The organism is Micromonospora sp. FIMYZ51, from assembly GCF_038246755.1.
Classification (GTDB): domain Bacteria; phylum Actinomycetota; class Actinomycetes; order Mycobacteriales; family Micromonosporaceae; genus Micromonospora.
Genome location: NZ_CP134706.1, coordinates 1,327,537 through 1,351,840, shown reverse-complemented (window position 1 = coordinate 1,351,840; position 24,304 = coordinate 1,327,537). Strand labels below are relative to the sequence as shown.

The window sequence follows — 24,304 nt, the reverse complement described above, 5'->3', positions numbered from 1 at the left end:
ACGAAGCCCTCGGCCCGGCTACGTCCCGAACTGGCATCCGTATCACCTGGTGGAGTCGTGGCGGACCACCTCCCCGGACCGGACCACAACCGCCCGCGGTCCCCCGGGCAGGATGAGTGGACGGAAGGTCCCGACACACCGGTCCGGGACCGTGAGTGGGCTGGTCCGGACGGGGAGCGCGGACCGGCCGGGTGAGGGCCGGGACGATACCTCGGGCCTCGCACTGTCAGGGCGGTCCGGTTCTGTCACCGGTCTGTCGGCTGCCTCCGGTGAGACGCTGATAGACCGGTGACAGGTCCAGTCCGCTGCGGTGTCGTACGCGGACCGTGCGGTGACGGTGTTCGGTGGGCTGTCGAGGTTCATGCCGCCGTCTCCCCCGCCAGGTCACGAGTGTCGGCGACCCACACCGCCAGGTCGGCGAGCGTCGATCGTTGGCCGTCGCCGCCGGCTGCGGTCCACACCGCCTGTGCGGGGCACAGGCCCGCCGTGGTGGCGTGGTCGCGGGCTCCGGTGGCGACCGGCACCAGCGGCGGCGTCTCGGCCAACACGCGGCGGAGGTTGCGTTCCCGGGGGGTGGAGTGCAGCCAGAACAGCACCGGCCACACCCTGCCCAGCGCGGCGAACCACTGCCGGTAGCCGGTGAGCTTGGCGGTCAGTACCGACAGCTGCTCGCCGCCGGTGTCGTACTCGACGAAGAACGGCACCCTGACACCCCGCGCGGTCCACAGGCCGTAGCCGTCCGGACGGACCCGAGGCTGATAGGCGCGCACCAACGCCGGATCCTCCGGCCGCGTGAACACCGCCGACCGTTGGCACGCCGCCTCCGACAACCACTCCCCCAGCCGGGCATCCGGGTGGGTGCGGGCGTAGCCGGCGAGGTCGGTGAAGAAGCCGTTGACACCAAGCCGGTGTTCCAGGGTGCGGCTCGAGGTCCAGCGGCGCCGTTCCACCCGTGCGTGATCACGCCGTGGTGGCCGCTGATCGCGGCCGGCGGCCACGACCTCCACGCCGAGTTGGTCGATGACGTAGTGATACGGGTACGAGCCGCCGTCAGCGCGCTGCGGCCGGAACCGGCCCACCAACCGCAACCGGTACAACGTCAACAACCGGCGCTGACAGAAATCCAGCGACGGGAACAAGGCATGCGCGATCTGGAACGAGGTCAGCACCCCGTGGTCGTACAGCCAGCCCAGCAACACCCGATCACGGGCGGTCAACTGCGACTGGACCCGCAGAACCGGATCATCCATCCACCATCACCTCCTTCTCCGATACGTGTGTGGTCTCTCCAGGGGAGAGACCCGAGACCAGGGCAGGTCTGTCGCAGGACAACCAGCCACCACTGACAGACCGGCTGACCTGCGATGTGAGAACGGGCCAGGGGGCCGTCCGGGGGTCCGGTCGAAGACCGACACCAACCCGGACGGCAAGCCCGACCCCCGAACGGGGGCCAAGTCGGGAACTGTCACCACCACCGGCTACAGCGGTGGTCGAAAGCATGGGGAACAACAACGGAACTCCTTGTCGAGAAGGTCACCGACGCCGGCCAAACACGGCATCGGGTGCAAACACGGGATCGCCCGACAGACGCCCAGCAGCGGACGAGGGGGCACCGGCAGCAGCCCTTCCTGACCCGGGGGTCAGAGTGGGTAAGCGCCGCCTCCACTGTGGAGTTGTCAAGAGAAGCCCGCCCCCAGGTGGCGCGTAGACGGGTACGCCACGGTGCCGCGCCAGCGGTCAGTGACCCTGACAGCGGCGCACGGAAGGCGTACATCAGCGAGAGGTGCGTTCAGACCGATCAGATCCGGGCCTGGGCCTCGCGCGAGGCGTGGACAGGGGCGGCACCGAACCGGCAGCCACCAACGGGGAAGCTGCGGCGGCGCACCGGCTCAACCAGCCGGAAAAAGATCCTTCATGGCAGTCCCCCTGTCACTCAGAACCCTTTGACCGCCCGCCCAGTCCTGAGGGCCTAAACGACAGGCGACGCTCCGGAGGAGCGCCACCAGATCGGCCGATCGAACCCGGCAGGCAGACCGTCAAACGGTCGCGTGCATCCCAGTACGCCTCCACCAGCAGCGCCCTGTCAACCAGATACATCCGCAGTCGATCATGACGGATCCGGACCCAGCAGGACCCGTCAGCACGCGCTGACCCGCATTGGTCTCCGTCAGCACGAACTCCCCGCGATAACAGGTGAAAGAATCTTGAAGCGTAGACGCCCTTATCTCGTTATTTGAGATGCAGCTCCCGCCAGCCCTTGCGCTCGGAGCGAGACTGAGGGCCACACGCTACGGTCGCCGGACCAGCTCGATCCGGGCGAAACACACGAGGCGAGCCCGTAGGGTCGGTCGCGTGGCCGAGACACAGACCGAATCTGACCTTTCGTACATTGCCAAACTGACGCGCGTTCGCGCGGCCGCCGGCATCGTCCTGCGTGACGAGGCCGGTCGGGTGTTGGTGGTCCACCCGACGTACAAGGACGTGTGGGAGATTCCCGGCGGGACGGTGGAACCGGACGAGTCCCCGGCGGACGCATGTGTCCGCGAGGTCAGGGAGGAACTGGGCCTGTCGGTGTCCGCAGGAGCGCTGCTGTGCGTCGACTGGGTGCCGGCCAGCCCACCGTGGGACGGCGGACTCATGTTCGTATTCGACGGCGGGGTCCTCACGCCGGACCAGATCGCGACGATCCGCCTGTGCCCCGACGAGCTGGACCGGTACGAGTTCATCGAGCCGGAACGCCTCCACGAAGTGCTGAATTCTCGGTTGGCTCGGCGGGTAGCCGCAGCAGTCGCCGCCATCGGGCGCGGCGGCGTCTACCTGGAGGATGGAGTCGCGACCTCAAGCAGGTAGTCCGTCGCACTGGCCCGGTTCGCGGTGCACGTTGATCCTGATGGGGGCACCGGGCACAATCGCCGGGTGATCGCGAGCGTGTTTTTCGATGTGGGCGAGACCATCGTCGACGAGTCCCGGGAGTACGGGACCTGGGCAGACTGGCTGGGCGTGCCGCGCCACACCTTCTCGGCTGTCTTCGGGGCGATCATTGCTCGCGGACTGGACTACCGGGAGACGTTCCAGGTCTTCCGGCCGGGCTTCGATCTGGCTGAGGAGCGGGAGCGCCGGACGGCGGCGGGACAGCCGGAGTCCTTCACCGAGGAAGATCTCTACCCGGATGCTCGACCCTGCCTGGCGGCGCTACGCGAATCAGGGCTACAGGTCGGCCTCGCCGGCAACCAGACCGCACGGGCGGAGACCATCCTGCGTGCCCTGGACCTACCGGTCGACGTGATCGGCACCTCGGACGGCTGGGGTGTGGAGAAGCCCTCCGCCGCGTTCTTCGACCGCGTGATCGCCGAGGCGGGATGCCCGGCTGACCAGGTGCTCTACGTCGGGGACCGGTTAGACAACGACATCCGGCCGGCACAGGAGGCGGGTCTCGCGACCGCCCTGGTCCGTCGCGGCCCGTGGGGTTACATCCTCGGCGACAAAGCGGTCAGCGACCGGTGCCTGTTCCAGCTCGACTCACTGGCCGAGCTGCCTGACCTCGTCCGCAAGCACAACGAGTCGGCGCGCTAACTACCCGGCAGCGCGGCGCGGCCGGCGGTGAGGGCGGCAACGCGTTCGTCCAGCAGGGTGCCGTGTCGGCTGTCGCCGAGCATGGGACGGACGGCTCGGACCCGGTCGAGGCCGACGCCGTACCAGTCGTTCTGCAGGGCGTCGACGGCCTGGTTGAGATAGTCGGCGGCCTTGTCGCCGTCTTGGCCGTTAGCGGTGGCGAGGTCGGCGAGTACGACGCTGCGCTGCTTGGCGCCGGTGGCGGTGAGCGCGGCGAGTGCCTGGTTGAGCTGGCTGGCGGCTTCGCTGTGGTCGCCGCCGGCGAGGGCCGCGTAACCAGCGAACGAGTGCAGGCGGCCGTTGTCGTAGAAGTCGAGCCACTCTGGCGGGGTGCCGTCACCGGCGACCGCGCCTGCGGCAAGGTCGATGTGACGGCGGCTGGCGGCTGCGGCTCCGGCACGCGCCTCGACTTCGGAGGCGACGCAGTGCAGCCATGACCGGACCAAGGGGCTGACGCCGTGCCAGGTGTGCTGGAGAGCCGCATCGATCAGCGGCCGTGCGTTGGCCGGCTGGTGGCCGAAGGCTGGAACGAACGCCATGTGGCCGAGGACAGCGGCGGCCAGGGCGTGGTCGCCGGCTTCGCGGGTGGCGGCGAGAGCGACGTCGTAGCAGCGTTCGGCGATGGCGGGTTGGCTGAGGTCGAAGAAGGCGAGTCGGGCGGTGAGCAGCGCGGACTCGGCGAGAGCGGAAGCGAGACTGGTCCGGCTGCTGCCGGTGGCAGCGCGCAGGAGCCCGACGCCGAGCTGCGTGTGGGCGTAGGCAGCCTCGTAGAGCGGCCGGGGCGGGCTGGTCCAGTACAGCTCGCGTTGGCAGCGCACGATCTGCCGGTACGAGTCGGGGTCGATGGTTTTGCCGTCGGCGTGTGCGGCTTCCGGGTCGAGGGACAGCAAGGGCGCGACCAGTGGCAGCATGCTGGCACCGACCAGCGCGCGTAGCACGGCTGCGCGGTCCCAACCGTTGCCGTTGTCCTCTCCAGTGAGCATGTCCCACAACCTCCTGAACTCGTGCAGTGTTTCCGCGTCTGGGCGTACGGCCAGTTCGTCGGGGGTGAGTAGGCCGAGGTCGCTGGCCGGCTTCCCGAAGATCGCGACCAGGTGTTTGCGGTACCGCGGGTCCGGCCACCGCTCGCCGATCTCCCACCGCCGGACGGTGTTGGCGTTGAGCCCGGTGTCGGTCTCTCCGGCGCGGCTCATTTCGGTGCGAATGCGTTCGGTGACCTCCTCGTAGGACCAACCGCGTTGGAGTCTCTCCCACGCTAGCCGCCGGTTCGAGGGGTAGCGCCGTCCCGCCATCGCGCACCTCCGGGCATCGCCTGTCGACATCGATCACGCTAGCCAGTCCGGCTACGCGTCGTCACCATCTGGTTGCGATTGGACGGGTAGTGGACGGTACCGGTCCGTTGCCGTGGACGGTTCGCTATTGCCGAGCATCGAAGCCGCCTGCTCTGGGCTGGCCTCGGTGGTCGCCGACCAGTCCCGTCAACGGCATGAGGTTCGTGGTGGACACGTCGCACAGACCCGAGATTGCGTCGCCCCGGCCGGATTCGATTGCCGCGACGGCGGTCGGCTTCGGTGCCGTGAGGTTGACTCCGCGCCCGCGTACCGCCAACGAGGCTGCGCGGGCGAGTGACCGGCGAGAATGCCCCACTCGCCGCCTCCCGGTTGCGGGCCCGCCAGGCTCCCGGCGGGCCCGCCACACCGGTCGTCGATGCCGCGCGCCCGACAGCCATCCGGAGGTTGCGCAGCAAAGAGCGGAACTGAGGGGGCAGCGGCGATGACTCTCTACATCTCCCGACATGCCACCGCGGCGACTGCCAACAACTCCACCAGACCGGTTCCCGCTGAACCCCTGCTTGTGGCCGAGCGAGTTGATGTCCCGTGCGTCGACCCGCCCCTGTTCAACCACGTCTGGCAGCGGCTTTTCCAGCAGACCCTGCGAAAGAAAGAGCATCGATGATTTCTCGTGTCCTGGTTACCGGTGCCGCTGGTTTCATCGGCTCGCACCTGGTTGACGCGTTGCTGGCCAGAGGCGTCACGGTCGTTGGCCTAGACCGTCGTCGACTCGGCGAGCATCCATTGGCAGATGAGAATCTGACGGGCGCCGCCGCCAGTCCGCTCTTCTCCTCGTGCTGCTTGGATCTGGCCGTCGATCCGCTGGACGAGGCCGTGGCCGGCTGCGACACCGTCTTCCACCTGGCCGCGCGACCCGGCGTTCGGCCCTCGTGGGGCCGTGAGTTCCTCGACTACACCCAGGCCAACGTCCTCGGTACGCACCGGTTGCTCGATACCTGCGCCCGTCAGGGTGTACGTCGGTTGGTCGTCGCCTCGTCGTCGAGCGTCTACGGGCCGGCCGATCGGCCCAGCCGCGAAGACGATCCGACCTGCCCGGTCTCCCCGTACGGGGTGAGCAAGCTCGCCGCCGAGCAGCTCTGTCTCGCCTACGCCCGGCGAGCCGACAGCGCGCTGAGTGTCGTGGCGCTGCGCTACTTCACCGTGTACGGGCCCCGGCAGCGTCCGGATATGGCGATCGGCCGGGTCCTGTTCGCCGCCTATACCGGCTTTCCGGTCACGCTCTTCGGCGACGGTAGCCAGCGACGCGAATTCACCTACGTCAGCGATGTCATCGCCGCGACCCTCGCCGCCGGCCACCTCGATGGCCGAGCCGAGGTCGTCAACATCGGCGGCGGTGCCAGCGTCTCGATGCTGGCGCTGATCGACGAGGCGGCCAAGGTCACCGGCCGCGAGGTGCCGGTGAAGGTCGTGGGCGCTCAACCCGGCGACGTGGCCGCGACCGCAGCCGACCTCACCCGCGCCGGCCGACTACTCGGCTACTGGCCCACCGTCGGGCTCCGCGAGGGTCTCACCCGCCAGGCCACCTGGCTGGTCAACCTTCCCGGCGATCGTCTCGCCGCCTTTGCCTCCTGACCTCCATTAAGGGAGTCCTACATGATAGTGCTGACCGCTGGCTCGGCGAGTGAGCTGTTCACCGCCGCCTGCCAGGCCGTACTGCTCAATGGTCGCGTCGTCTGTCCGCGTGACCTCACCACGACCGAGGTGATCGGAGCGCACCTGTGCCTCACGAATCCCCGGCGGCGACTCGTCGACATACCACCTGTGAGGGTGATCAATCCCGCCTTCGCGGTCGCGGAGGCGCTCTGGATCTTGTCCGGTTCCGACGCCCCCTGGATCTTCGACTACAACGACCGGCTGCGCATATACGCCGACGACGGTGTACTGCGCGGCGCCTACGGGCCCCGGCTGCGCCGATGGGACGGCCAGATCGACCAGCTCGACGCGGTACGGCAGCAACTGATCGAGGACCGGGACTCACGGCGAGGAGTGATCCAACTGTACGACCCCTCCCGCGACCACCGGGGTTACCGCGACGTGCCCTGCACCCTCGGGTACCGGTTCTTCATCCGAGACGGACGGCTGATCATGCACACCAGCATGCGCAGCCAAGACCTGTGGCTCGGCTTCCCGTACGACATCTTCACCACCACGCTGATCCACGAGTTGATGGCGGGCTGGCTCGGCGTCGAGCTGGGCGAATACCACCACCATGTCGATTCCCTGCACCTGTACGCCGACAACGCAGAGGCAGCCGCCGCTTCCCTACAGGGCGCCGAGGGCACTGCGGAACTGGATCCGGTCGCCGTGCCCTGGCCCGACCTCGATGCTCTGCTCCAGCGTGTGATCTCCGGAAACGCCGGCCCTGCGGACAGTTCGGTCTGGGACGCCTTCGGCCGGACTCTCGCCAGCTACCGGGCCTGGAAGTCCGGTGAGCGCGACCAGGCACGCAAGATCGCCGCCGACACTCCCGATCCGCTCGGCCACGCCCTGGCGACCTGGTACGACCACCTCACCTCGCGCACGCCCGGCGGCCGGTGATGATCGCGCAACGGTCCGCACGAAATGCCGAGGTGGTGCTGGGGCTCTGCGCCTTCACCCACGACTCGGCCGCAGCGCTCCTGGTCAACGGCCACCTGGTCGGCTTCGCCGAAGAGGAACGCCTCGACGGGTTCAAGCACAGCAAGGCGTACCCGGCCGAAGCCGTGGCCTGGCACCTCGACCAGGCCGGTCTCACCGCGAACGACGTGACGACGGTGGCGTACAACTTCGACGGTGGCCGCTACCTGTCGGCGCTCGGTCAACTCCCCGCCCACCTGACGAGGGCCTCGACCCGCAGCCGGGCGATTCCACGCGCACGCAGCTTCCGCACCGTGCAGCGCCGATACCGGGCGCGCATGCGGGATCTGTCGCGGCGGTTTCCGCTCGCTCGGCTCGTCCCCGTGCTGCACCATCGTGCACACGCCCTCTATGCCTTCCTCGCCGCCGAGGTGGACGATGCGGCTGTCCTGATCGTTGACAGTCTCGGCGAGCTGCAGACCACCACGATCTGGCACGCCAGACACCACGATGAGCAGCCCTTCCGCCTCCGTCTGGTCGACTCCGTCAAGGATCCGGCGTCGCTCGGCTACGCGTACGGCGCTGTGACCGAGCACCTCGGGTGGCGGCGCGGTGACGAGGAAGGCACGGTCATGGCGTTGGCCGCCCTCGGCGACCCGGCACGCTTCCGTGATCTGATGTCCCGCGCGATCCGGCTGACCACGGACGGGTTCACCCTCGATCCGAGCCTGTTTCCGCTCCGGGTGCTGTCCGGCCGGTACCGCCGGACAAGCCCAACGTTCACCGCCGCCGCATGCCCGCCCCGACCACCGGACGCTCCGGTCGAACCGGTGCACGCTGACCTCGCTGCCGCCCTACAGGAACGCACCGAGCAGGTGATGCTGCACCTGGCCAGGCGAGCAGCCCGGCTGACCGGCTCCGGTCTGCTCTGTCTCGGCGGTGGCGTCGCGATGAACTGCGTCGCCGCAGGGCAGATCGCCCAGGCCGGCATTGTCGACGAGGTCCACATCCCGCCCGCGCCGGGAGATTCGGGCACCGCGATCGGCGCTGCCGCAGCCGCCTGGCTCGACGCCACCAGCCGCCCACCCACCGGCATCGGCGGCCGCTGCTACCTCGGCCCGGCCTACCCCGACCTGGCCCTACCCGCCGAACCACGGCCCGGCCTGGCCGCCGCACGTCCGGCCGACCCGGTCCAGCACCTCGCCCGGCAACTCGCCAACGGGGCGATCGTCGGCCTCTTCACCGGCCCACTGGAGGCCGGGCCACGCGCGCTGGGTAACCGGTCCATCCTCGCGTCGCCTTTCGCCCCCGAGGTCGTGGACCGGTTGAACGGCACGGTGAAGTTCCGCGAGCCGTTCCGCCCTTTCGCTCCGATGGTCCTCGCCGACAAGGCCGCCGACTATGTACGGCTCCGCCAGCCCTCGCCATTCATGTCCATCGCCGCACCGGTCACCGAACTGACCCGGACCGACCTACCTGCGATCGTGCACGGCAACGGCACCGCCCGGGTCCAGACCGTGACCCGCACGCAGCACCCGTTCCTCGCGAACGTGATGGCCGCCTTCGGCGAGATCACCGGACACCCGGTGCTGATCAACACCTCCTTGAACATCAAGGGCAAACCGATCTGCGGCACCCCGGACATGGCCCTGGACTGCCTCGCCGGAACCGGCCTGGACGCCCTGCTCATCGAGGGCTGGTGGGTGACGAAGTGCTGATCGGGTACAGCTTCTGGGGATTCCTCGGGCCCGGTGTCGTCGACACCCCCGACGGCGGACGCAGCCACCGCCGGCCCTTGGTCGACGGGCTTCGCCAGGCCGGCCACGACATCGTGTTCCTCCAGCTCAACCGTGACCTCTGCGACGCCGGCCTCGACCTCACCAGCAGCTACCGGTGGGATGTCGGCCTACCCGAGCTCGACGCGTTGTTCCTCGAATGGCGCTGGCCCATCGCCGGCCGCAACACCACCCCGTGCGGTCGGCCCGGACACACCTGCGACCTGCACCGGCAGGCCGAACTCGTCGCCCACTACACCCACCGGCTCGGCACTCCGACAATCCTCTGGGACAAAGACAGGCAGCTCGACCCGGCCGATCCGCTTCGCCGGACCGCCAACGTCACCGTCTGCGAAGCGGCCATGCACCCAAGCCCAGGAGCGTCTTCGCTGCTCTTTCCCGTCCCCGACGTGATCCTCGACAGCGCCGATCCCACCATGCTCGCTGCCCAGAATCGCTCGACGCCGCTGGTCTACGTCGGCAACCAGTACGACCGTGACGAGGCCTTCGACACCTTCTTCGCTCCCGCCGCCGCGCACCTGCCGCACCTGATCGCCGGCAAGTGGACCAACACTCACCGTTGGCCCGGCCTCAACTTCATCGGCCGGGTCCCGTTCCCAGAGGTCGCCGAGATCCACGCCGACGCCCTCGCCACAGTGCTGCTGCTCCCCGACCGTTACGCCGAAGCCGGCCAGATCACCCAACGAATCTTCGAAGCGGTCCTCGCCGGCTGCGTACCTCTGCTGCCCACCGGTGTCCGCGGTGCCGCCGAACTCGTACCGGCGAGCCTGCACGTCAGGCACGCCATCGACGTACGGCAGCGGGTCGGCTGGCTCGCCGACATCGCCAGGACAAACGACCACGCCGACCTGATCGACGACTGCCTGCGCCGTCTTGACCCGTTCCGGCTCTCCACCCAGCTCGGCGTGCTCGATCGTCTCCTACGCCATCCGGAACCGGTGCCGTCATGACTCGCCGTGTCCGCCCGACCTCACCCCGCAGTGCCCCTACTCTGGAGGGCCATGGACAGGATCGCCATCATCGGCTGCGGCGGCAGCGGCAAGTCGACCGTTGCCCGGCAGCTCGCCCAGATCCTCGACGTGCCGCTGACCCACCTCGACGCGATCTTCTACGACGAGCAGTGGAACCCGCTGCCCCAGGAGGAGTTCGCCGCCAAGCAGGAGAAACTCGTCACCGGCGAGCGCTGGATCATCGAAGGCAACTACGCCGGCACCCTGCCGATCCGGCTGGCCGCCGCCGACACCGTGATCTTCCTCGACCTTCCCGCCGCCAGCTGCCTCTGGGGCATCGCCCAGCGACGCCGACGCTACCGGGGTGGCCAGCACCAGGCCGACGGCGTCTACGACCGGATCACCTGGAACTTCGTCCGATACATCCTCGGCTACCGACGCACCATGCGACCCCGCGTTCAGAACCTCATCCAAGAACACGGGCCGCACCTCCGACTGATCTCGCTCACCAGCCGCCGCCAAGCCAACCAACTGATCGAACGGATACGACAACAAGCCCAGCCGATGACCTGACCGACCCGGCATGGGAGACCACCCATGTCGGCTAACCCGTTCCTTGATCCGAAGCTGGTTCACGGTGACCTCTACCGTTCCAGCGGCCGGCTCGCAGACCGCACCCGCGCACTACACAAAGCCAAGATCGCCGGACGGGACGCCGCCGACGTCATCGTCGACCTGCTCGCTCAACGCACCCCGCCCGGCGCGATCGTGCTCGACATCGGCTGCGGACGCGGCACCACCACCCTCCGCATCTCCGACCGCCTCCGCCCCCGACGCCTCATCGCTGTCGACGCCTCGTCCGCGCTGCTGGCCACCGTCCGTACCCGGCTGGCCGAGGCCAGCGGAACCGGCTCGACGATCTGCGCCGACTTTCATCACCTGCCGCTGCCCGATGCGATGGCCGACGCGGCGGTAGCCGCGTTCTGCCTCTACCACTCGCCCACACCGGCCGCCGCAGTCGCGGAGATCGCCCGCTGCCTCCGCCCCGGAGGTACCGCCGTCCTGGCGACCAAATCGCTGGACAGCTACACCGAACTCGACCAACTCGCACAAACCGCCGACCTCGACCCCGATGCCGTCTGCCGGCCGAGCCTCTACGAGTGCTTCCACAGCCGCAACCTCGTCGACATCGCCGCCACCCACCTCACAGTGCTCGACGTCCTGCATGAGGAACACGTCTTCGAATTCGCCAACGTCGCGCACCTCGCCCGATACCTCGCCACGACCCCGAAGTACCGGATCCGCGCCGCCGGTGGTCCGGCCGGCCTCGCCGCGATCCTCCGGGAACGACTACCGGCACCGCCATACCTGACCCGATCCACCGTCAGCTACGCCCTGGCAGCACGACCGTGACCAGCAACCTCTTCATCAAGCAGTACGACGACCCACAGCGCTGCTCAGCAGCGGCGGCCCACCATGGCTGGCTCATCGGGCTGGATTCCGGCGTGCGCCTCCCGCGCCTGGTCACGCGGACCAGTCGCCACCTGGTCTTCGAACGGCTACCGGGCCGGACACCCGAGGTGGCGGACCTGCCCCGCGTGGCGGCCACACTCGGCCGGCTGCACCACACCGCCTACCGGAGAGAACTCCATACCGCGCGCCTCGACCAAGCGCACACCACGACGGCAGGGCTGGTGCTCCCCCACTTCGCCGGACCCCGTCGGCAGGCGCTGCACCGTGCTGCCCACATCACGGGCGTCAGCCTGGCCGCGATCGACGCCGTCCTCGATCGGGTTGACCAAGCGGTGGCCTTCTACAAGGACCCAAACATCCGCAACTACCTCGTTGAGGGCGAAGACGTCGCCGTCGTCGACTTCGACGACCTCACTCTCGCCCCCTTCGGCTACGACCTGGCCGGACTACTCGTCACCGCCTCCATGACGTACGGACGCCTCGACCAATCCACCCTGACCAGCTGCGTCGACGCCTACCGGACCGCCATCGCTCCGAGTCGGTGCGACCTTGACGAGCTGCAAAAGTACGCCGAACTGCACCATCTCTTGACGCTCCGGTACCTCGGCACCAACGGCTACCGACACCCTTGGCCCACTGTCCGGCCCTGGCCCGACCCGTTCGCTCCAGACTGACCACTCCGAAGGAGCCCTGCCGATGGCCCCAACCACCGAACTCGTCATCGCCCGCCACGGCGAGGCCGCCTGCAACGTCGCCGGGATCGTAGGCGGCGAACACGGCTGCACCGGCCTGACCGACCGGGGACGCCACCAGGTCACCCGACTCGCTGCCCGGCTGGCCGCCGAGCACGCAGCCCGACCGTACGCGACCTTCTACTCCACGCCTCGACTTCGGGTAGTCCAGACCGCTGAGGTCATCACCCAGACCCTTCGCCTACCGTCCACCGTCGAGCCGGAACTTCGCGGGCCTGACCACGGCGACGCCGATGGCCGCCCTTGGGCGGACATCAAGACCGCCTTTCAAGGCCCGCCCCAACACACCCCGGACATCCCGTACGCCAACGGATCCGAAACTTGGAACCGATACCTCGACCGGGCAACCAAAGCGCTACAGCGGATCCTCGCCCGGCACGAGGGTCAGCGGATCCTCATCGCCGCCCACGGCGAGACCATCGAGGCCGCCAACAACCTACTCCTCACACTCCCCCGGGACGCCTGCCTGCGGCTCGGCTTCGTCACCGATCACGCCTCGGTCACTCGATGGCAGCGACCAACCAACCGGTTCGGCCGCACCATCTGGCAACTCGTCGCCCACAACGACACCCGCCACCTCGAATCCGGGCAATGAGCAGCGACGACCTCCTCCAACTCTGCCGACGCCTCCTCAACACCGACGCAGTACCCGTCACCTGGCACCCAGGCCACGCCGGCACCCACGTACTACGCGTCATCACCGACGAGCACGACGAAGTAATCGTCAAGCCGCACCGCAGCCAGGAGCGGCACATGCAGGAGGTACATGCTTACCGGAGCTGGGCTCCGGCCCTCGGCAACCGGGCACCCCACCTACTCGCAGCCGCCGACGATCCGCCCGCGATCGTCGTCACCGCCGTGCCAGGTGTCCCACTCAACCAGCGAAGACTCGACCCTGAGGCCGAGCAGGACGCCTACCGCCAGGCAGGGCTGATCCTCAAGACGCTCCACGCTGCCGGGTCTCCGAGGCTGGAGCCGGACTGGACGGCCTGGCTTGCCCAACGCGCCGAGTACTGGATCCACCAAGCCGGAGACCGCATCACACCCAGCTTCCGCGCCGAGGTACGCGCCCACATGCGAGCCCTCCGAGACCTCGCACCGCTACCGACCGTGCCGTGCCACCTCGACTTCATGCCCCGCAACATGATCTACGGCGACGACGGCATCGTGCGCCTGATCGACTTCGAACACAGCCGCTACGACCTGCCCGCCCGCGACCTCGTACGCCTCGCCACCCGCATCTGGCCCCTCCGGCCCGACCTGCGAGACAGCTTCCTCGCTGAGTACGGCCAGCTCAGCAAAATCGACCAAGAGGTGCTGGAACACGCCTCCTACCTAGATGCCCTGAGCCGAGACAGACGGCATCCGTCACGATGAGCCAGCCGTTTTCTGCTCTCCACCGCCCTTCGGTAGCCATGATGACGTCGGCACCTGAGCGACCTGGGCATCGTGAACTGTCGCCGCTTCCGGCACACGACCTCGGGCGAGTGAGAGAGATTACGCGACATTTCACCCAATCCGCTTATTCCTCGACGGAGTGCCCTCCTGGCGGGGCGCGTGGGACATTAACAGCCGCAGACACGTCGTTAGCGGTTCCGACGTCAAACCGGAACTCGACCCAGACGAGGTGGCAGCCGGCAGTCTTGCAGGCAGACGCAGTAATCAAGACCGCCCCCGGGTGGTGCTTCTCTAGATACCTCAGCACGCCCGCATGCTTTTTCGGCGCACCACCAGACACCTTGAACCGCTTCTTGTGTGGACACCGACGGCCGGTCTCGCTAAGGACATCAAAGTTAGAGCCGTCGCCGGTTTTGATCAGGACCGCTTCCCGAACGGCAGGACCGATGGTTCGCGCTTTCGTCTGAAGCGGCAGAACAGGCGGCTGCCGCAGCTTGGATACCGCTGCCAGGACAGCATCCGCGAGCGTAACCGCAGAGTCATCCGCAGCGACATCGACCAACCGTCGGCTCCCCCGCGCGAGGGCCACCTCGCGCAGCCGCCACACACCCGTCTCGCCGCCACCAGCAACCACCACTATTGGCCGATAGGTCTCCAGCACCTGATGTCGGACGGCCTGCCAGCCTTGGGTAGAAGGATCCGACGGTACATCGAGCAGCTGGAGCTGCACGCCGTCCACGGCTGCGGTCGCCAGCAGTTCCGCTCGATTGACGGCCAGAGCCCCGGCCGCAACCGGACCGACCAACACAAGCACGTCGTCGTCGCCGCCAGCGACCGGAACCCATCCGGTAGCCATTGCCACCAGCACAAGTTCGGTCCGGAGCAGTTCCTCTTCCTCGGGCAACCGGCATTCCCCGACTACACCCGCCTGGGACGGCCGCCAGTGGGTCCACACGACGACGTTCTCAACGACGTTTTCGACGACGTCCTCGATCAGCGCTGCCAGGAACCACGAACCGTCGCCCAAGTCCACGGCTCGGTGAGGTTCAGTGAGCAGAGTCAACAGTCGATCTGGCCGCGCTGCTGCTGCGACCTGCTTGCGCACCTCTGCGATGCCCTCGCTGCTGCGGCCAAGCAACCGGCGAACCGGCTCAGGCATTTGGCCCCTGTCCCGACGAGCGCGGTTGATACGCCGCCCAATCTCAACTTCGTCCTGAAGAGCTGGACTAGCAGCTCGCGGAGTCTCGTTGAGCAGTCTGCGGAGTATGAGGTTCCCACGGGAGGCAGGATCCGATCGCCGGTCCCGGCCGGCTCTTCCCGACGACGACATGGGTCACCGCCGATACAGCTGACCAAGTGTGAACGGCAGAGCGAGCAGCTCCTCCACCGTCATCCGGTCGACCAAATCCTTCACTTGAGCCCGCAGTGCCTTGACATTGATCTCTGCCGGACCGTACGCATCAACTGGCGACACGTGGGTCGCGGAGGTACGGGGTGTAGCGATGGCGACCGGCGGCGTGGATGGAGGCGCGAAGGGATCGAGATTGATCTCATTCTTGTCGGCCCAGGCTCGGATGACGTCGGCTACTTGTCGATTGCGGAAGGACGCCCACTCCCCGGCGATCGACATCGTGCGGATCCGGCGGGTAAATTCCTGCATCGGGCGCTCCGTGTTGAGGTCTTCGGTGAGCCGCTTCCGGTCCATCGTCGACTCAAGACTGGCGACAAAGGTCCGAGCCCAGGAAAGCTGGGTAGCCAGGACAACCGGATCGATCCTGAGAAAGCGATCGGGGTCATTGGTCCGCGCCTCGCGCAGCGCCCGCATTTCCGAGTCAGTATCCTCCGCATCGGAGGCTGGCACCAGGCGCCGCGCTCGCTGCTCCCGACGGTCGTAGAGTCGTTCGATACCGGGCGACCAGTCCATGAACGTAGACCACAGATCGGGGCGGATTCGCCCTGCGGGCACTGCCGTACTCGTCGTCGACTCGTCAGGCACGATCACATCGACGTCCGGACCCGGCCCGACTGTACGCAGTTCGATAAGGCCCGCCTGCTGCGCAGCGGTCAGAAACTCGCGGAAGGTGGAGAACCCGTAGTCGGCTTCATTGAAACGGCCATCAAGCGACTGCGTCAGTCGTGGTTTTACGCCGGCCGACTTCGTGGAGCGGCCGCTGCGTTGCATCTCGGTGACGACCTCGATGAGCCGACCGAAAGCCTTCTCGCGGCTCAGCCGCTGGTCTGCCGACAGGCCAGAAGGTAGGGATAGATTGGTCACGTCATGCCTTTCAGTGTGACGTGCTTTAACAGAAAGCCGAAAGATCGGCTTCCTGTTAGGCACGCTTCTCACACTGCTGCAGGCACCGACATCGTCAACGCATCGGGGCGGACGAACCGAATCCCGATGAGAGTCGCACGAGTGCCTACCCGTGGTCTCCCCTACGTCGACAACTGCCACCCGAAGACGGGACCGCCCCTTCAATACGGAGGAGCGCAAGCAATGCTTACAATTGCCCATCTCGACCTTTGCCGAGATGGCGGTCACTTTACCCCACTGACGAGCCGACAGTCAAGAAGCTGCGCTTCTCCAAGATGCAATTGCCGCCATCAGCCCCCTGCCCCACCAGTCCAGGTCGGTCCAACGGCTCCCGAGCACCCACAGAGCGACCACCCGCCACCGGCGTACGCGAAGAAGGCCCCGACCGGCACAGAGGTACCAGGTCAGGGCCTTGCTCGCTGGTGCGCCGCCAGGGACTCGAACCCCGAACCCGCGGATTAAGAGTCCGCTGCTCTGCCAGTTGAGCTAGCGGCGCTCGCTGACAACGGGGAGAACACTAGCACGGCCGGTGAACCGGGTTCCAATCCGATGCCGGGCTCCTCCCTTCGGACGAGCTTTTCGGAACATACGTGAGCAATCGCCGCATAAGGTTTGGGACTGGCTGATGCCGGTAGGTAGCGATAGGGCACGATGTCCGCCAGGTGCGTGAGACAGGGGTGGGGATGGGCAGGTTCGCGCGGGCTGGGGCAGTGGTGGGGACCCTGACTCTGGTGGCGTCGCTGGCGCTGACGGGTTGTGGTGGGAAGGGTGGCGGAGCCCAGTTCGTCGACGGGGCCACTCCTGGTGCGACCGGAGAGGCGGCGGCACCGGGGACGCCGGCCGAGCCGGTGTCGTCGAGTGGGCCGCCGCTGGAGGTGAGCCCGGCCGACGGCGCGAAGGACCGGCCGGTGAGCGTGGAGATCAACGCGAAGCTGCCGGACGGGGCGACGGTGTCGCAGGTCACGCTGACCACGGAGAACGGCAAGGAGGTCAAGGGGAAGCTGCGTACGGACGGCTCCTCCTGGGTTCCGGCGGCGCCGCTGAAGTGGGCCACCACCTACGTCGCCAAGGTCACCGCAACCGGGCCGGACGGCGCGGTCAGCGAGGGCACCAGCACGTTCACCACGATGGCCAAGCCCAACTCGATGATCACCTCCGGGCTCTACCTCTTCGACGACAAGACGTACGGGGTGGCGATGCCGGTGGTGGCGGAGTTCCACCCGGGCATCCCGAAGAAGGACCGGGCCAAGGTGCAGAAGCGGATGTTCGTGCAGACCGACCCGCCGCAGCCGGGTGCCTGGCACTGGGTGAGCAACGGCACCCAGGCGTACTACCGGGCGCCGGAGTACTGGAAGCCGGGCACCACGCTCACCGTACGCATCGCGTTGGCCGGTATCCCGCTGAGCAACGGTCGCTTCGGCAACGTCGACCGCAAGGCCACTGCCAAGATCGGCTCCGCCTTCGAGATGAAGGTGACCAACTCCGACAAGCAGATGCGGGTGTACGAGAACGGGAACCTGATCAAGACGCTGCCGGTGAGCCTGGGCAAGAAGAAGACCCCTTCCTCCAGCGGCACCCTGGTGGTGATGGAGAAGAAGGAGGCCACCGTCTTCGACACGATGGACGATCCGGACCCGGAGAACCGCTACGTCACCGACATCCAGTTTGCCCAGCGGCTCACCTGGGGTGGCGAGTACATCCACGCCGCGCCCTGGTCGGAGCACGTGCAGGGGCAGGAGAACGTCTCGCACGGCTGCGTGAACGTGTCGATGGCGAACGCCCGCTGGCTCTTCCAGCGGACGAAGATCGGTGACCCGATCACCATCAAGGGCACTGAGCGTAAGCTGGCGCAGGGCAACGGCTGGACGGCGTGGGACCTGAGTTGGGCGGAATTCGTCAAGGGCAGCGCGCTGCCGGTTCCGGACGGTGGTGCCGGTCCGGCCCTGTGACCGGCCCCTACCGGGCAGGTCCAGCCGGGGCAGGTCCCGCCCGGTCGGCCCCCGCCGATCGGTTCCCGCCGGGCAGGCCCGCCGGTCCGGGCCGGTGACCGGTTCGCTGGGACCGGCCCGACCTGTCACCATCCGGACAATCCGCGCCCACGTGTTTCAGTTCACCTTCCGCAACGGGTAGGACTTCCGGTGCGTCTGTGACATGAACGGGCAGCGGACCACGACTGTGAGGACACCATGCGAGTTCGGGACCAGCGCAACCGGCGGCGGGGGGCACTCGCCGCGGCAGTGCTCGCCGCGGCGTTGGCGCTGACCTCCGCCTGCACCGGCGGCAGCAAGAGCGGCGACCAGGGGCCGGGCTGGCAGGGCGGGGCCGAGGAGCCGGCACCGAAGGCGTCGGTGAGCATCAGCGAGCCGGCCGCCGACGCGAAGGACGTCCCCGCTGCCACGGCGATCACCTTCGCCGCCGAGCAGGCCCAGGAGACCACGGTCGAGCTGACCGGCGCGGACGGTACGGCAGTCGAGGGCACCCTCGCCGCAGACGGCAGGAGCTGGCTGCCGACAAAGGCGCTGGAGTACGGCAAGTCGTACACCGCCACCGTCACCGCGACCGGCGACGACGGCCGCCCGGCCACCGCGACCAGCGCGTTCACGGTGATGAAGCAGCCGGAGAAGCAAGTACGGATCAGCAGCTTCCTCGGCGACGACCAGACCGTCGGGGTGGCCATGCCACTGATCGTGAAGTTCGGCCGGGAGATCCCCGAGAAGTACCGGGCCGACCTTCAGCGGCGGATGACGGTGACCTCGACCCCGGCGCAGGAGGGCATCTGGCACTGGGTCAGCCCCACCGAGGTCCGCTACCGGCCGAAGGAGTTCTGGCAGGCCGGCAGCAAGGTGTCGTACCGGGTGCAGGCCGGCGGCCTGCCGTTGGGGGACGGCTGGTACGGCCGGGCCGACCTGACCGTCGACATCAAGATCGGCCCCAAGCTCGTGATGACCGTGGACAACAAGACCAAGCGGATGGTGGTCACTCGGGACGGGAAGACGATCAAGACGATCCCGGTCAGCCTGGGCAAGAAGAGCACCCCCTCCTCCAGCGGCACCATGGTCGTGATGGAGAAGCTGCGCAAGACGGTCTTCGACACGTACGACGAGTTGGGCCCCGAGGACGGCTACCGGACGAAGATCGACTACGCCCAGCGGTTGACCTGGGGTGGCGAGTTCATCCACGCCGCGCCCTGGTCCGAGGGGCAGCAGGGCAGCACGAACGTGTCGCACGGCTGCGTGAACGTCTCGATGGCCAACGGCGCCTGGCTGTTCAAGAACACCACGGTCGGCGACCCGATCGTGGTGAAGGGCACCGAGCGCAAGCTGGCGAACGGCAACGGTTGGACCGACTGGAACGTCAGCTGGGACGAGTACGTCAAGGGCAGCGCCCTGCCGTACGAGCCGACCGAGGACGCACCGGCACCGGACGACGAGACCGATCCCGACGTGTCGGCGAGCGAGACCGCCACCGCCTGAGCACCGCCCCGTGGCGGCCTCTCCTCGACGCAGGGAGGCCGCCACGGCCGATTTCCCTACCCGGCCGGCCAACGCCCCTACCCGGCCGGCCAACGCCCCTACCCGGCCGGCTACGGGTCCGCCACAAACGCCGCAGGCCCCCTCAACGAGGGGGCCTGCCGGATGGGGTGACTGATGGGAATTGAACCCACGACAACCGGGACCACAACCCGGTGCTCTGCCAACTGAGCTACAGCCACCATGCCCACCGCGCCGGTCGATTGCCCGGTGCGGGTGCGGAGAAATCATACCCCCACCACCGCCGACCGCGTCCACCGGGTTGCCCGCGGAGACCTCCGGACACCGGCCTGAGCGCAGTGCGCCTGCCGATATCGCTCGGGCCGCCCCTCACCAGCGCGGCACCGGCCCGGTGCCCCAGCCGGCACCAGGTAGCCGGCCCGGCAGCGGCTCAGAGCTCGGCCGCGATGGCCTTGGCGCTCTCCACGTCGGGGCCGGGCAGCGGTACGAAGATGGTGCGCCGGTAGTACGCCAACTCCCGGATGCTCTCCCGGATGTCCGCCAGGGCGCGGTGCGCCAGGCCCTTCTGCGGCTGCCCGAAGTACACCCTCGGGTACCAGCGGCGACACAACTCCTTGATGGAGGAGACATCGATCATGCGGTAGTGCAGATGGGCGTCGAGGCGGGGCATGTCCCGGGCGATGAACCCGCGGTCGGTGGCGATCGAGTTGCCGCAGAGCGGAGCGGTACGCGGGTCCTTGACGTGCCGGGTGACGTAGTCGAGCACCAGGTCCTCGGCCTCGGCCAGGGTGACCGTGGAGCGCCGGACCTCGTCGGTCAGCCCGGACTTGGCGTGCATCGTCCGGACGATCTCGGGCATGGCGTCAAGCGCCGCGTCGTCGGCGTGGATCACCACGTCCACCCCGTCCCCGAGCACGTTGAGGTCGGGGTCCGTGACCAGGGCGGCGACCTCGATCAGCTTGTCGCCACGCAGGTCGAGCCCGGTCATCTCACAGTCGATCCAGACGAGAAGATCAGCCACCGGGACAGCCTACGCGCAGCGCAAGCCTCGTGGCTGCGCGCCGCCGGGGCCACCGACCGCTAGGGTCTTTCCCGTGCCCGCCGATCCCGCCACACCCTCCGCCGTCGACGTCGAGGACCCCGGTAGCCGTACGGCACGCCGAGTGGTGGGCGCGCTCGCGATGGCCGCGGTGCTACCGGCGCTGTACCTGCCGGGCACGGTGCACAACTTCTTCGACCTGAAGATCTACATGGCGGCGATGGACTGGTGGCTCGCCGGCAACCCGCTCTACGACTACGTCCAGCCGGACCGGGTGCAGGGTGAGCTGTATTTCACCTATCCCCCGTTCGCCGCGTTGCTGCTGCTGCCGTTCGCCCTGCCGAAGCTCGGCGCGACGGTGGTGATCTTCACCGGGTTGACCCTGCTGGGCGTGGTGATCAGCACGAAGTGGCTACTCGACCCGGTGATCCGCCGGCACCGCCTGCCACACCTGTTCACCCTCGTGGTGGGGGTACTGCTCGTGCTGGCGGTGGAGAGCACGAGGGAGACCATCACCTTCGGGCAGATCAACATGCTGCTGGTGGTCCTGATCCTGGCCGACCTGCTCTTCGCCGTACCCAAGAACAGCAGGTGGGCCGGGGTGGGCATCGGCCTGGCCACGGCGCTCAAGCTCTTCCCCGGCATTTTCGTGGTCTACCTGCTGGCGACCCGGCGGTGGCGGGCGGCGGTGGTGGCTGCCGCGACCGCCGCCGCCGCGACCCTGCTCGCCGCGGCGGTCGCGCCCGGCGACTCGTGGCGGTTCTGGACGCACGAGCTGTGGGCCACCGACCGGGTCGGCCGGACCGACTACACCGGCAACCAGTCACTGTTCGGGCTGCTGAGCCGGCTCACCGCGCCGGAGGAGCCGAACCGGCTGATCTGGCTGCCGCTGGTCGCGGCCATCGCCGGATACGGCCTGTGGCGGGCGGTACGGGCCGCCCGCGCCGGGGACGCCCTCACCGGCCTGACCCTGACCGGCCTGGTGGCGGCCCTGGTCAGCCCGATCACCTGGACCCACCACATCTACTGGTTCATCCCCGCGGTGGTGATCCTGGTCGACGCGACGCTGCGCACCGACCCGCGCACCGAAACCGGCGCCCGCCAGCGCCGCCGGCTGGGCACGCTCGCCGTCGGCACCTCGGCGATCATCGTGTACGGCGTGGTCTCCTTCTACGACTTCGGTGTCGCCCCGGTGCCGACCAGCACGCCCTGGGAGTTCCTGCTCCGCAACACCTACGTGCTGCTCTGCCTGCTGCTACTGGTCACCCTGCCGGTGCGTACCGAGAGCACCGCCCCGACCACCCAGTCCCCCCAACCAACCCCCTCCCCAAAACCCCCTCCCCACTGAGCCCGCCCTCCCTCGCCCTCCCTCGCCCCCGCGCCTCGCCTCCCTCCCCTCGCCTCGCCTCGCCTCGCCGATCTTGCACTTTCGGTCGCCGGTTTGCCCCTTATAGTGCTTTTGTCGAGACAAGAAGTGCAAGATCGGCGAGGCAGGTGGTGGCGGGAGGTCAGTGGGGTGGGGTGGGTGGGCGGAGGGGTGCTCGGGGGCGGGGAGGTCGGCGAGGGTTTCCGGGCGGGGGATCGGGGCGATCGCCGTGGGCGTTTGCGGGGCCGGGCCCAGGTGCGGGGCCGGGCCCAGGTGCGGGGCCGGGCCCAGGTGCGGGGCCGGGCTCAAGTGCGGGGCCGGGCCCAAGTGCGAGGCCGGGCCCAGGTGCGAGGCCGGGGCGAGGTGCGGGGCCGGGGAGAGGTGCGGGGCCGGGGCGGGGGCTAGGGGTGGGGCGGGGTTGGGGGACGGGGTGGTGCCGATGGACGGGGTGGGGTGGGCGGCGGCGGTGGCCACGGAGACCAGTTGCCGCTCGGCCGGGCGGCGCGGTCCCGGTGACGGCGCAGTGCCCAGGCCGCTGAGCGAACTCACCCCGAGCCGGCCGGCGAGCACCGGCACCTGATCGGGCTCGACCACGAAGATCACTTCGCGCGGACGGATCGGCCGCAGCAGGACCAGTGCGGCGAGGATGACCAGCAGGACGCCGCCGGCCAGTGAGCCCCAGGTGGCCGGGGCCACCCAACCGGCGCGCAGTTCGGCGCGCAGGTCCAGGCCCAGGTCGGCCCCGCCGTCGGGACGCATCAGCACCAGGCTCAACTCGCGGCCGGCCAGGTCGGCGGGGCTCCACTCAAGTGCGCCGGTGCCGGCGCGTACCCAGAAGGTCTGTGCGGCGGGGGCGGCCGGGACGGTCTGCGGGGTGCCCTGCGCCGGGCGGACCTGCGCCAGCCGGACCGGCAGCGAACCCCGGGTCAGCGTGATCCGCTCGACCACGGCGTGCGGTGCCGCCGCGAGCCAGCGCTGCGCCTCGGCGGCGGGGGCCAGCCCGACGAAGGCCGGCCCGTCGGGCGTACGGGCGTCCAGCCGGAACCGGGCCGATCCGCCCCGGGCGAACGGCACCTCGCGGCGTACCAGCGCGTCCAGATCGGTCACCACCACCGCGTGGCCGGGCGTCCGCACCGTCTCGACCTGCGCGGTGAACACCCCGTCGGGAGCGGCCCGGCCGGTCAACAGGCCGAGCGTGGCCGCGCCGACCAGCGCGGTCGTGCCGACGGCCAGCAGCAGCATTCCGACAAGCGCCCACACGAAACGCATCTGCCCTGTCTCCCTCCGTAGCCAGATACCCGGCCGACCATACCCACGACCCGGCGCTGAACAGCGGATATCCACGGCTGGAACGGTGAGAAGGGCGAAAAGCGGACGGGCCCGCCGGGAAGTCCCGGCGGGCCCGCGAGGCGGTGCTTCTCAGGAGGTCGGCGGGGTGGTGTCGGTGCCCTGGACCGCGACGTCGCCCGGCCGGCGGGTCCGGGCGAATGCCAGTCCGCCAAGCGCCAGCCCGCCGAGCCCGGCGACCAGGCCGGCCACGCCGAGCCCGACGGCCAGCCCGTTGCCGTCGCCGTCGCCGTCGCCGGCCGTGCCGTCGCCCGGTGCGGCGGCGGGCGATTCGGCGGGTGACTCCTCCGACGCGGCGGCGGCGAGAGTGAGCACCGGTGCCGGGGTGGCCGGTTCCTCCCCGCCCGGTGCCGGCGGTTCGTCGATCCAGCGCACCACGGCGCCGTCGGAGTAGGTCTGTAGCGACTTGAAGACCATCTGGTCCACCTCGGGCAGCGGGCCCATGGAGACCGGGAACTCCTGGAAGGTGCCCGGGGCGATGGCCGCGTCAGCGCCGGCCGTCCACGTGATCTTGGACACCACCTCGGAGATCTCGGCGCCGTGCACCTGCACCGGCGGGTTCACCGTGCGCTTCTCCACCGCCACCGTCCAGCCCGGCACCGGCATTGTCGACACCGAGCCGACCGGGGCGTTCTCGGGCAGGAAGATCTCCAGCTTGGTGGTCGAGGCCTCGTCGCTCTCGTTCGGCACCCGGAACGCGAACCGGCCGTAGCCGCCCTGGGTCGCCTCCTTCGGGTTGACCGACACGTGGGCCGACGCCGGGGCCACGAAGCCGAACACGGCAATGGCCATGGCGCCGAGCGTCAGGGCGGCAGCGGCGCCTGCGGTACGCCGGTGACGGATCATGGGGGGACCTCT

At 68.8% G+C, this 24,304-nt stretch carries 20 protein-coding genes, 2 tRNA genes and 1 pseudogene; 14 read left to right on the top strand and 9 right to left on the bottom strand.

Annotation, left to right across the window (positions count from 1 at the left end; translation table 11 throughout):
• Positions 1-359: 359 nt before the first annotated feature.
• Positions 360-1,250 carry a replication-relaxation family protein gene (locus QQG74_RS06385; RefSeq protein ID WP_341719369.1) on the bottom strand — a complete coding sequence of 297 codons (891 nt, stop codon included), beginning with the start codon at positions 1,248-1,250 and terminating at the stop codon, positions 360-362.
• 1,102 nt (positions 1,251-2,352) lie between these two features.
• Here QQG74_RS06385 and QQG74_RS06380 point away from each other — a divergent pair.
• Entirely contained in the window at positions 2,353-2,850 is a 498-nt protein-coding gene (locus tag QQG74_RS06380; protein ID WP_341719368.1) for an NUDIX hydrolase, read from the top strand.
• Positions 2,851-2,916: 66 nt separating this feature from the next.
• Entirely contained in the window at positions 2,917-3,573 is a 657-nt protein-coding gene (locus QQG74_RS06375) for an HAD family hydrolase (RefSeq protein ID WP_341719367.1), read from the top strand.
• On the opposite strand, the gene QQG74_RS06370 is transcribed toward QQG74_RS06375, so the two are convergent.
• Positions 3,570-4,805 carry an XRE family transcriptional regulator gene (locus QQG74_RS06370; RefSeq protein ID WP_341719366.1) on the bottom strand — a complete coding sequence of 412 codons (1,236 nt, stop codon included), beginning with the start codon at positions 4,803-4,805 and terminating at the stop codon, positions 3,570-3,572. The genes QQG74_RS06375 and QQG74_RS06370 overlap by 4 nt on opposite strands.
• A gap of 759 nt (positions 4,806-5,564) precedes the next feature.
• On the opposite strand from QQG74_RS06370, the gene QQG74_RS06365 reads away from it, so the two are divergent.
• From QQG74_RS06365 to QQG74_RS06325, 9 genes are read left to right on the top strand one after another with little or no spacing between them, the layout of a single operon-like run.
• A complete protein-coding gene (locus tag QQG74_RS06365; RefSeq protein ID WP_341719365.1) occupies positions 5,565-6,536 on the top strand; it encodes an NAD-dependent epimerase/dehydratase family protein in 972 nt (323 codons plus the stop codon).
• 21 nt (positions 6,537-6,557) lie between these two features.
• Positions 6,558-7,502 (top strand): thymidylate synthase, encoded by a 945-nt coding sequence (locus QQG74_RS06360; RefSeq protein WP_341719364.1) that lies wholly within the window; start codon positions 6,558-6,560, stop codon positions 7,500-7,502.
• On the top strand, positions 7,502-9,238 hold the full coding sequence (locus QQG74_RS06355; RefSeq protein WP_341719363.1) for a carbamoyltransferase C-terminal domain-containing protein: 1,737 nt from the start codon (positions 7,502-7,504) through the stop codon (positions 9,236-9,238). The genes QQG74_RS06360 and QQG74_RS06355 overlap by 1 nt, the downstream gene beginning before the upstream one ends.
• Positions 9,220-10,266, top strand: coding sequence for a hypothetical protein (locus QQG74_RS06350; RefSeq protein ID WP_341719362.1), 1,047 nt, complete (start codon positions 9,220-9,222; stop codon positions 10,264-10,266). Before QQG74_RS06355 ends, QQG74_RS06350 begins: the two co-directional genes overlap by 19 nt.
• A 51-nt stretch (positions 10,267-10,317) precedes the next feature.
• Entirely contained in the window at positions 10,318-10,839 is a 522-nt protein-coding gene (locus QQG74_RS06345) for a topology modulation protein (protein WP_341719361.1), read from the top strand.
• A 24-nt stretch (positions 10,840-10,863) separates the two neighbouring features.
• Positions 10,864-11,679: a class I SAM-dependent methyltransferase gene (locus tag QQG74_RS06340; RefSeq protein ID WP_341719360.1), complete on the top strand. Its 816-nt coding sequence runs from the start codon at positions 10,864-10,866 to the stop codon at positions 11,677-11,679.
• A complete protein-coding gene (locus QQG74_RS06335; RefSeq protein WP_341719359.1) occupies positions 11,676-12,413 on the top strand; it encodes a phosphotransferase in 738 nt (245 codons plus the stop codon). Before QQG74_RS06340 ends, QQG74_RS06335 begins: the two co-directional genes overlap by 4 nt.
• Positions 12,414-12,435: 22 nt before the next feature.
• Positions 12,436-13,086 carry a histidine phosphatase family protein gene (locus tag QQG74_RS06330; protein ID WP_341719358.1) on the top strand — a complete coding sequence of 217 codons (651 nt, stop codon included), beginning with the start codon at positions 12,436-12,438 and terminating at the stop codon, positions 13,084-13,086.
• The gene (locus QQG74_RS06325; protein ID WP_341719357.1) at positions 13,083-13,868 is read left to right on the top strand and encodes an aminoglycoside phosphotransferase family protein; all 786 of its coding nucleotides are present in this window, start codon (positions 13,083-13,085) and stop codon (positions 13,866-13,868) included. The genes QQG74_RS06330 and QQG74_RS06325 overlap by 4 nt, the downstream gene beginning before the upstream one ends.
• A gap of 145 nt (positions 13,869-14,013) precedes the next feature.
• Here the strand turns inward: QQG74_RS06325 and QQG74_RS06320 are convergent, their stop codons facing one another.
• The 3 genes from QQG74_RS06320 to QQG74_RS06310 all read right to left on the bottom strand — a co-directional run bounded on the left by QQG74_RS06320 (position 14,014) and on the right by QQG74_RS06310 (position 16,699).
• Complete coding sequence (locus QQG74_RS06320; protein WP_341719356.1) at positions 14,014-14,922, bottom strand: hypothetical protein; 909 nt, start codon at positions 14,920-14,922, stop codon at positions 14,014-14,016.
• Between the two features lie 300 nt (positions 14,923-15,222).
• Entirely contained in the window at positions 15,223-16,164 is a 942-nt protein-coding gene (locus QQG74_RS06315; protein WP_341719355.1) for a UPF0158 family protein, read from the bottom strand.
• Between the two features lie 459 nt (positions 16,165-16,623).
• Positions 16,624-16,699, bottom strand: a tRNA-Lys gene (locus QQG74_RS06310).
• A 187-nt stretch (positions 16,700-16,886) separates the two neighbouring features.
• On the opposite strand from QQG74_RS06310, the gene QQG74_RS06305 reads away from it, so the two are divergent.
• Positions 16,887-18,152, top strand: a complete 1,266-nt coding sequence (locus QQG74_RS06305; protein ID WP_341719354.1) for an Ig-like domain-containing protein — start codon at positions 16,887-16,889, stop codon at positions 18,150-18,152.
• A 237-nt stretch (positions 18,153-18,389) separates the two neighbouring features.
• Complete coding sequence (locus QQG74_RS06300) at positions 18,390-19,676, top strand: Ig-like domain-containing protein (RefSeq protein WP_341719353.1); 1,287 nt, start codon at positions 18,390-18,392, stop codon at positions 19,674-19,676.
• A 163-nt stretch (positions 19,677-19,839) separates the two neighbouring features.
• Here the strand turns inward: QQG74_RS06300 and QQG74_RS06295 are convergent.
• Both QQG74_RS06295 and orn read right to left on the bottom strand, forming a co-directional pair.
• Positions 19,840-19,915 (bottom strand) — tRNA-His (locus tag QQG74_RS06295).
• A gap of 209 nt (positions 19,916-20,124) precedes the next feature.
• A complete protein-coding gene (gene orn / locus QQG74_RS06290; RefSeq protein ID WP_341719352.1) occupies positions 20,125-20,715 on the bottom strand; it encodes an oligoribonuclease in 591 nt (196 codons plus the stop codon).
• Between the two features lie 73 nt (positions 20,716-20,788).
• On the opposite strand from orn, the gene QQG74_RS06285 reads away from it, so the two are divergent.
• Complete coding sequence (locus QQG74_RS06285; protein ID WP_341719351.1) at positions 20,789-22,081, top strand: glycosyltransferase family 87 protein; 1,293 nt, start codon at positions 20,789-20,791, stop codon at positions 22,079-22,081.
• Between the two features lie 405 nt (positions 22,082-22,486).
• On the opposite strand, the pseudogene QQG74_RS06280 reads toward QQG74_RS06285, so the two are convergent.
• Positions 22,487-22,843, bottom strand: a pseudogene (locus QQG74_RS06280) (hypothetical protein); the annotation flags it as partial.
• Between the two features lie 675 nt (positions 22,844-23,518).
• Positions 23,519-24,292, bottom strand: coding sequence for a YcnI family protein (locus QQG74_RS06275; RefSeq protein ID WP_341719350.1), 774 nt, complete (start codon positions 24,290-24,292; stop codon positions 23,519-23,521).
• Positions 24,293-24,304: the final 12 nt, after the last annotated feature.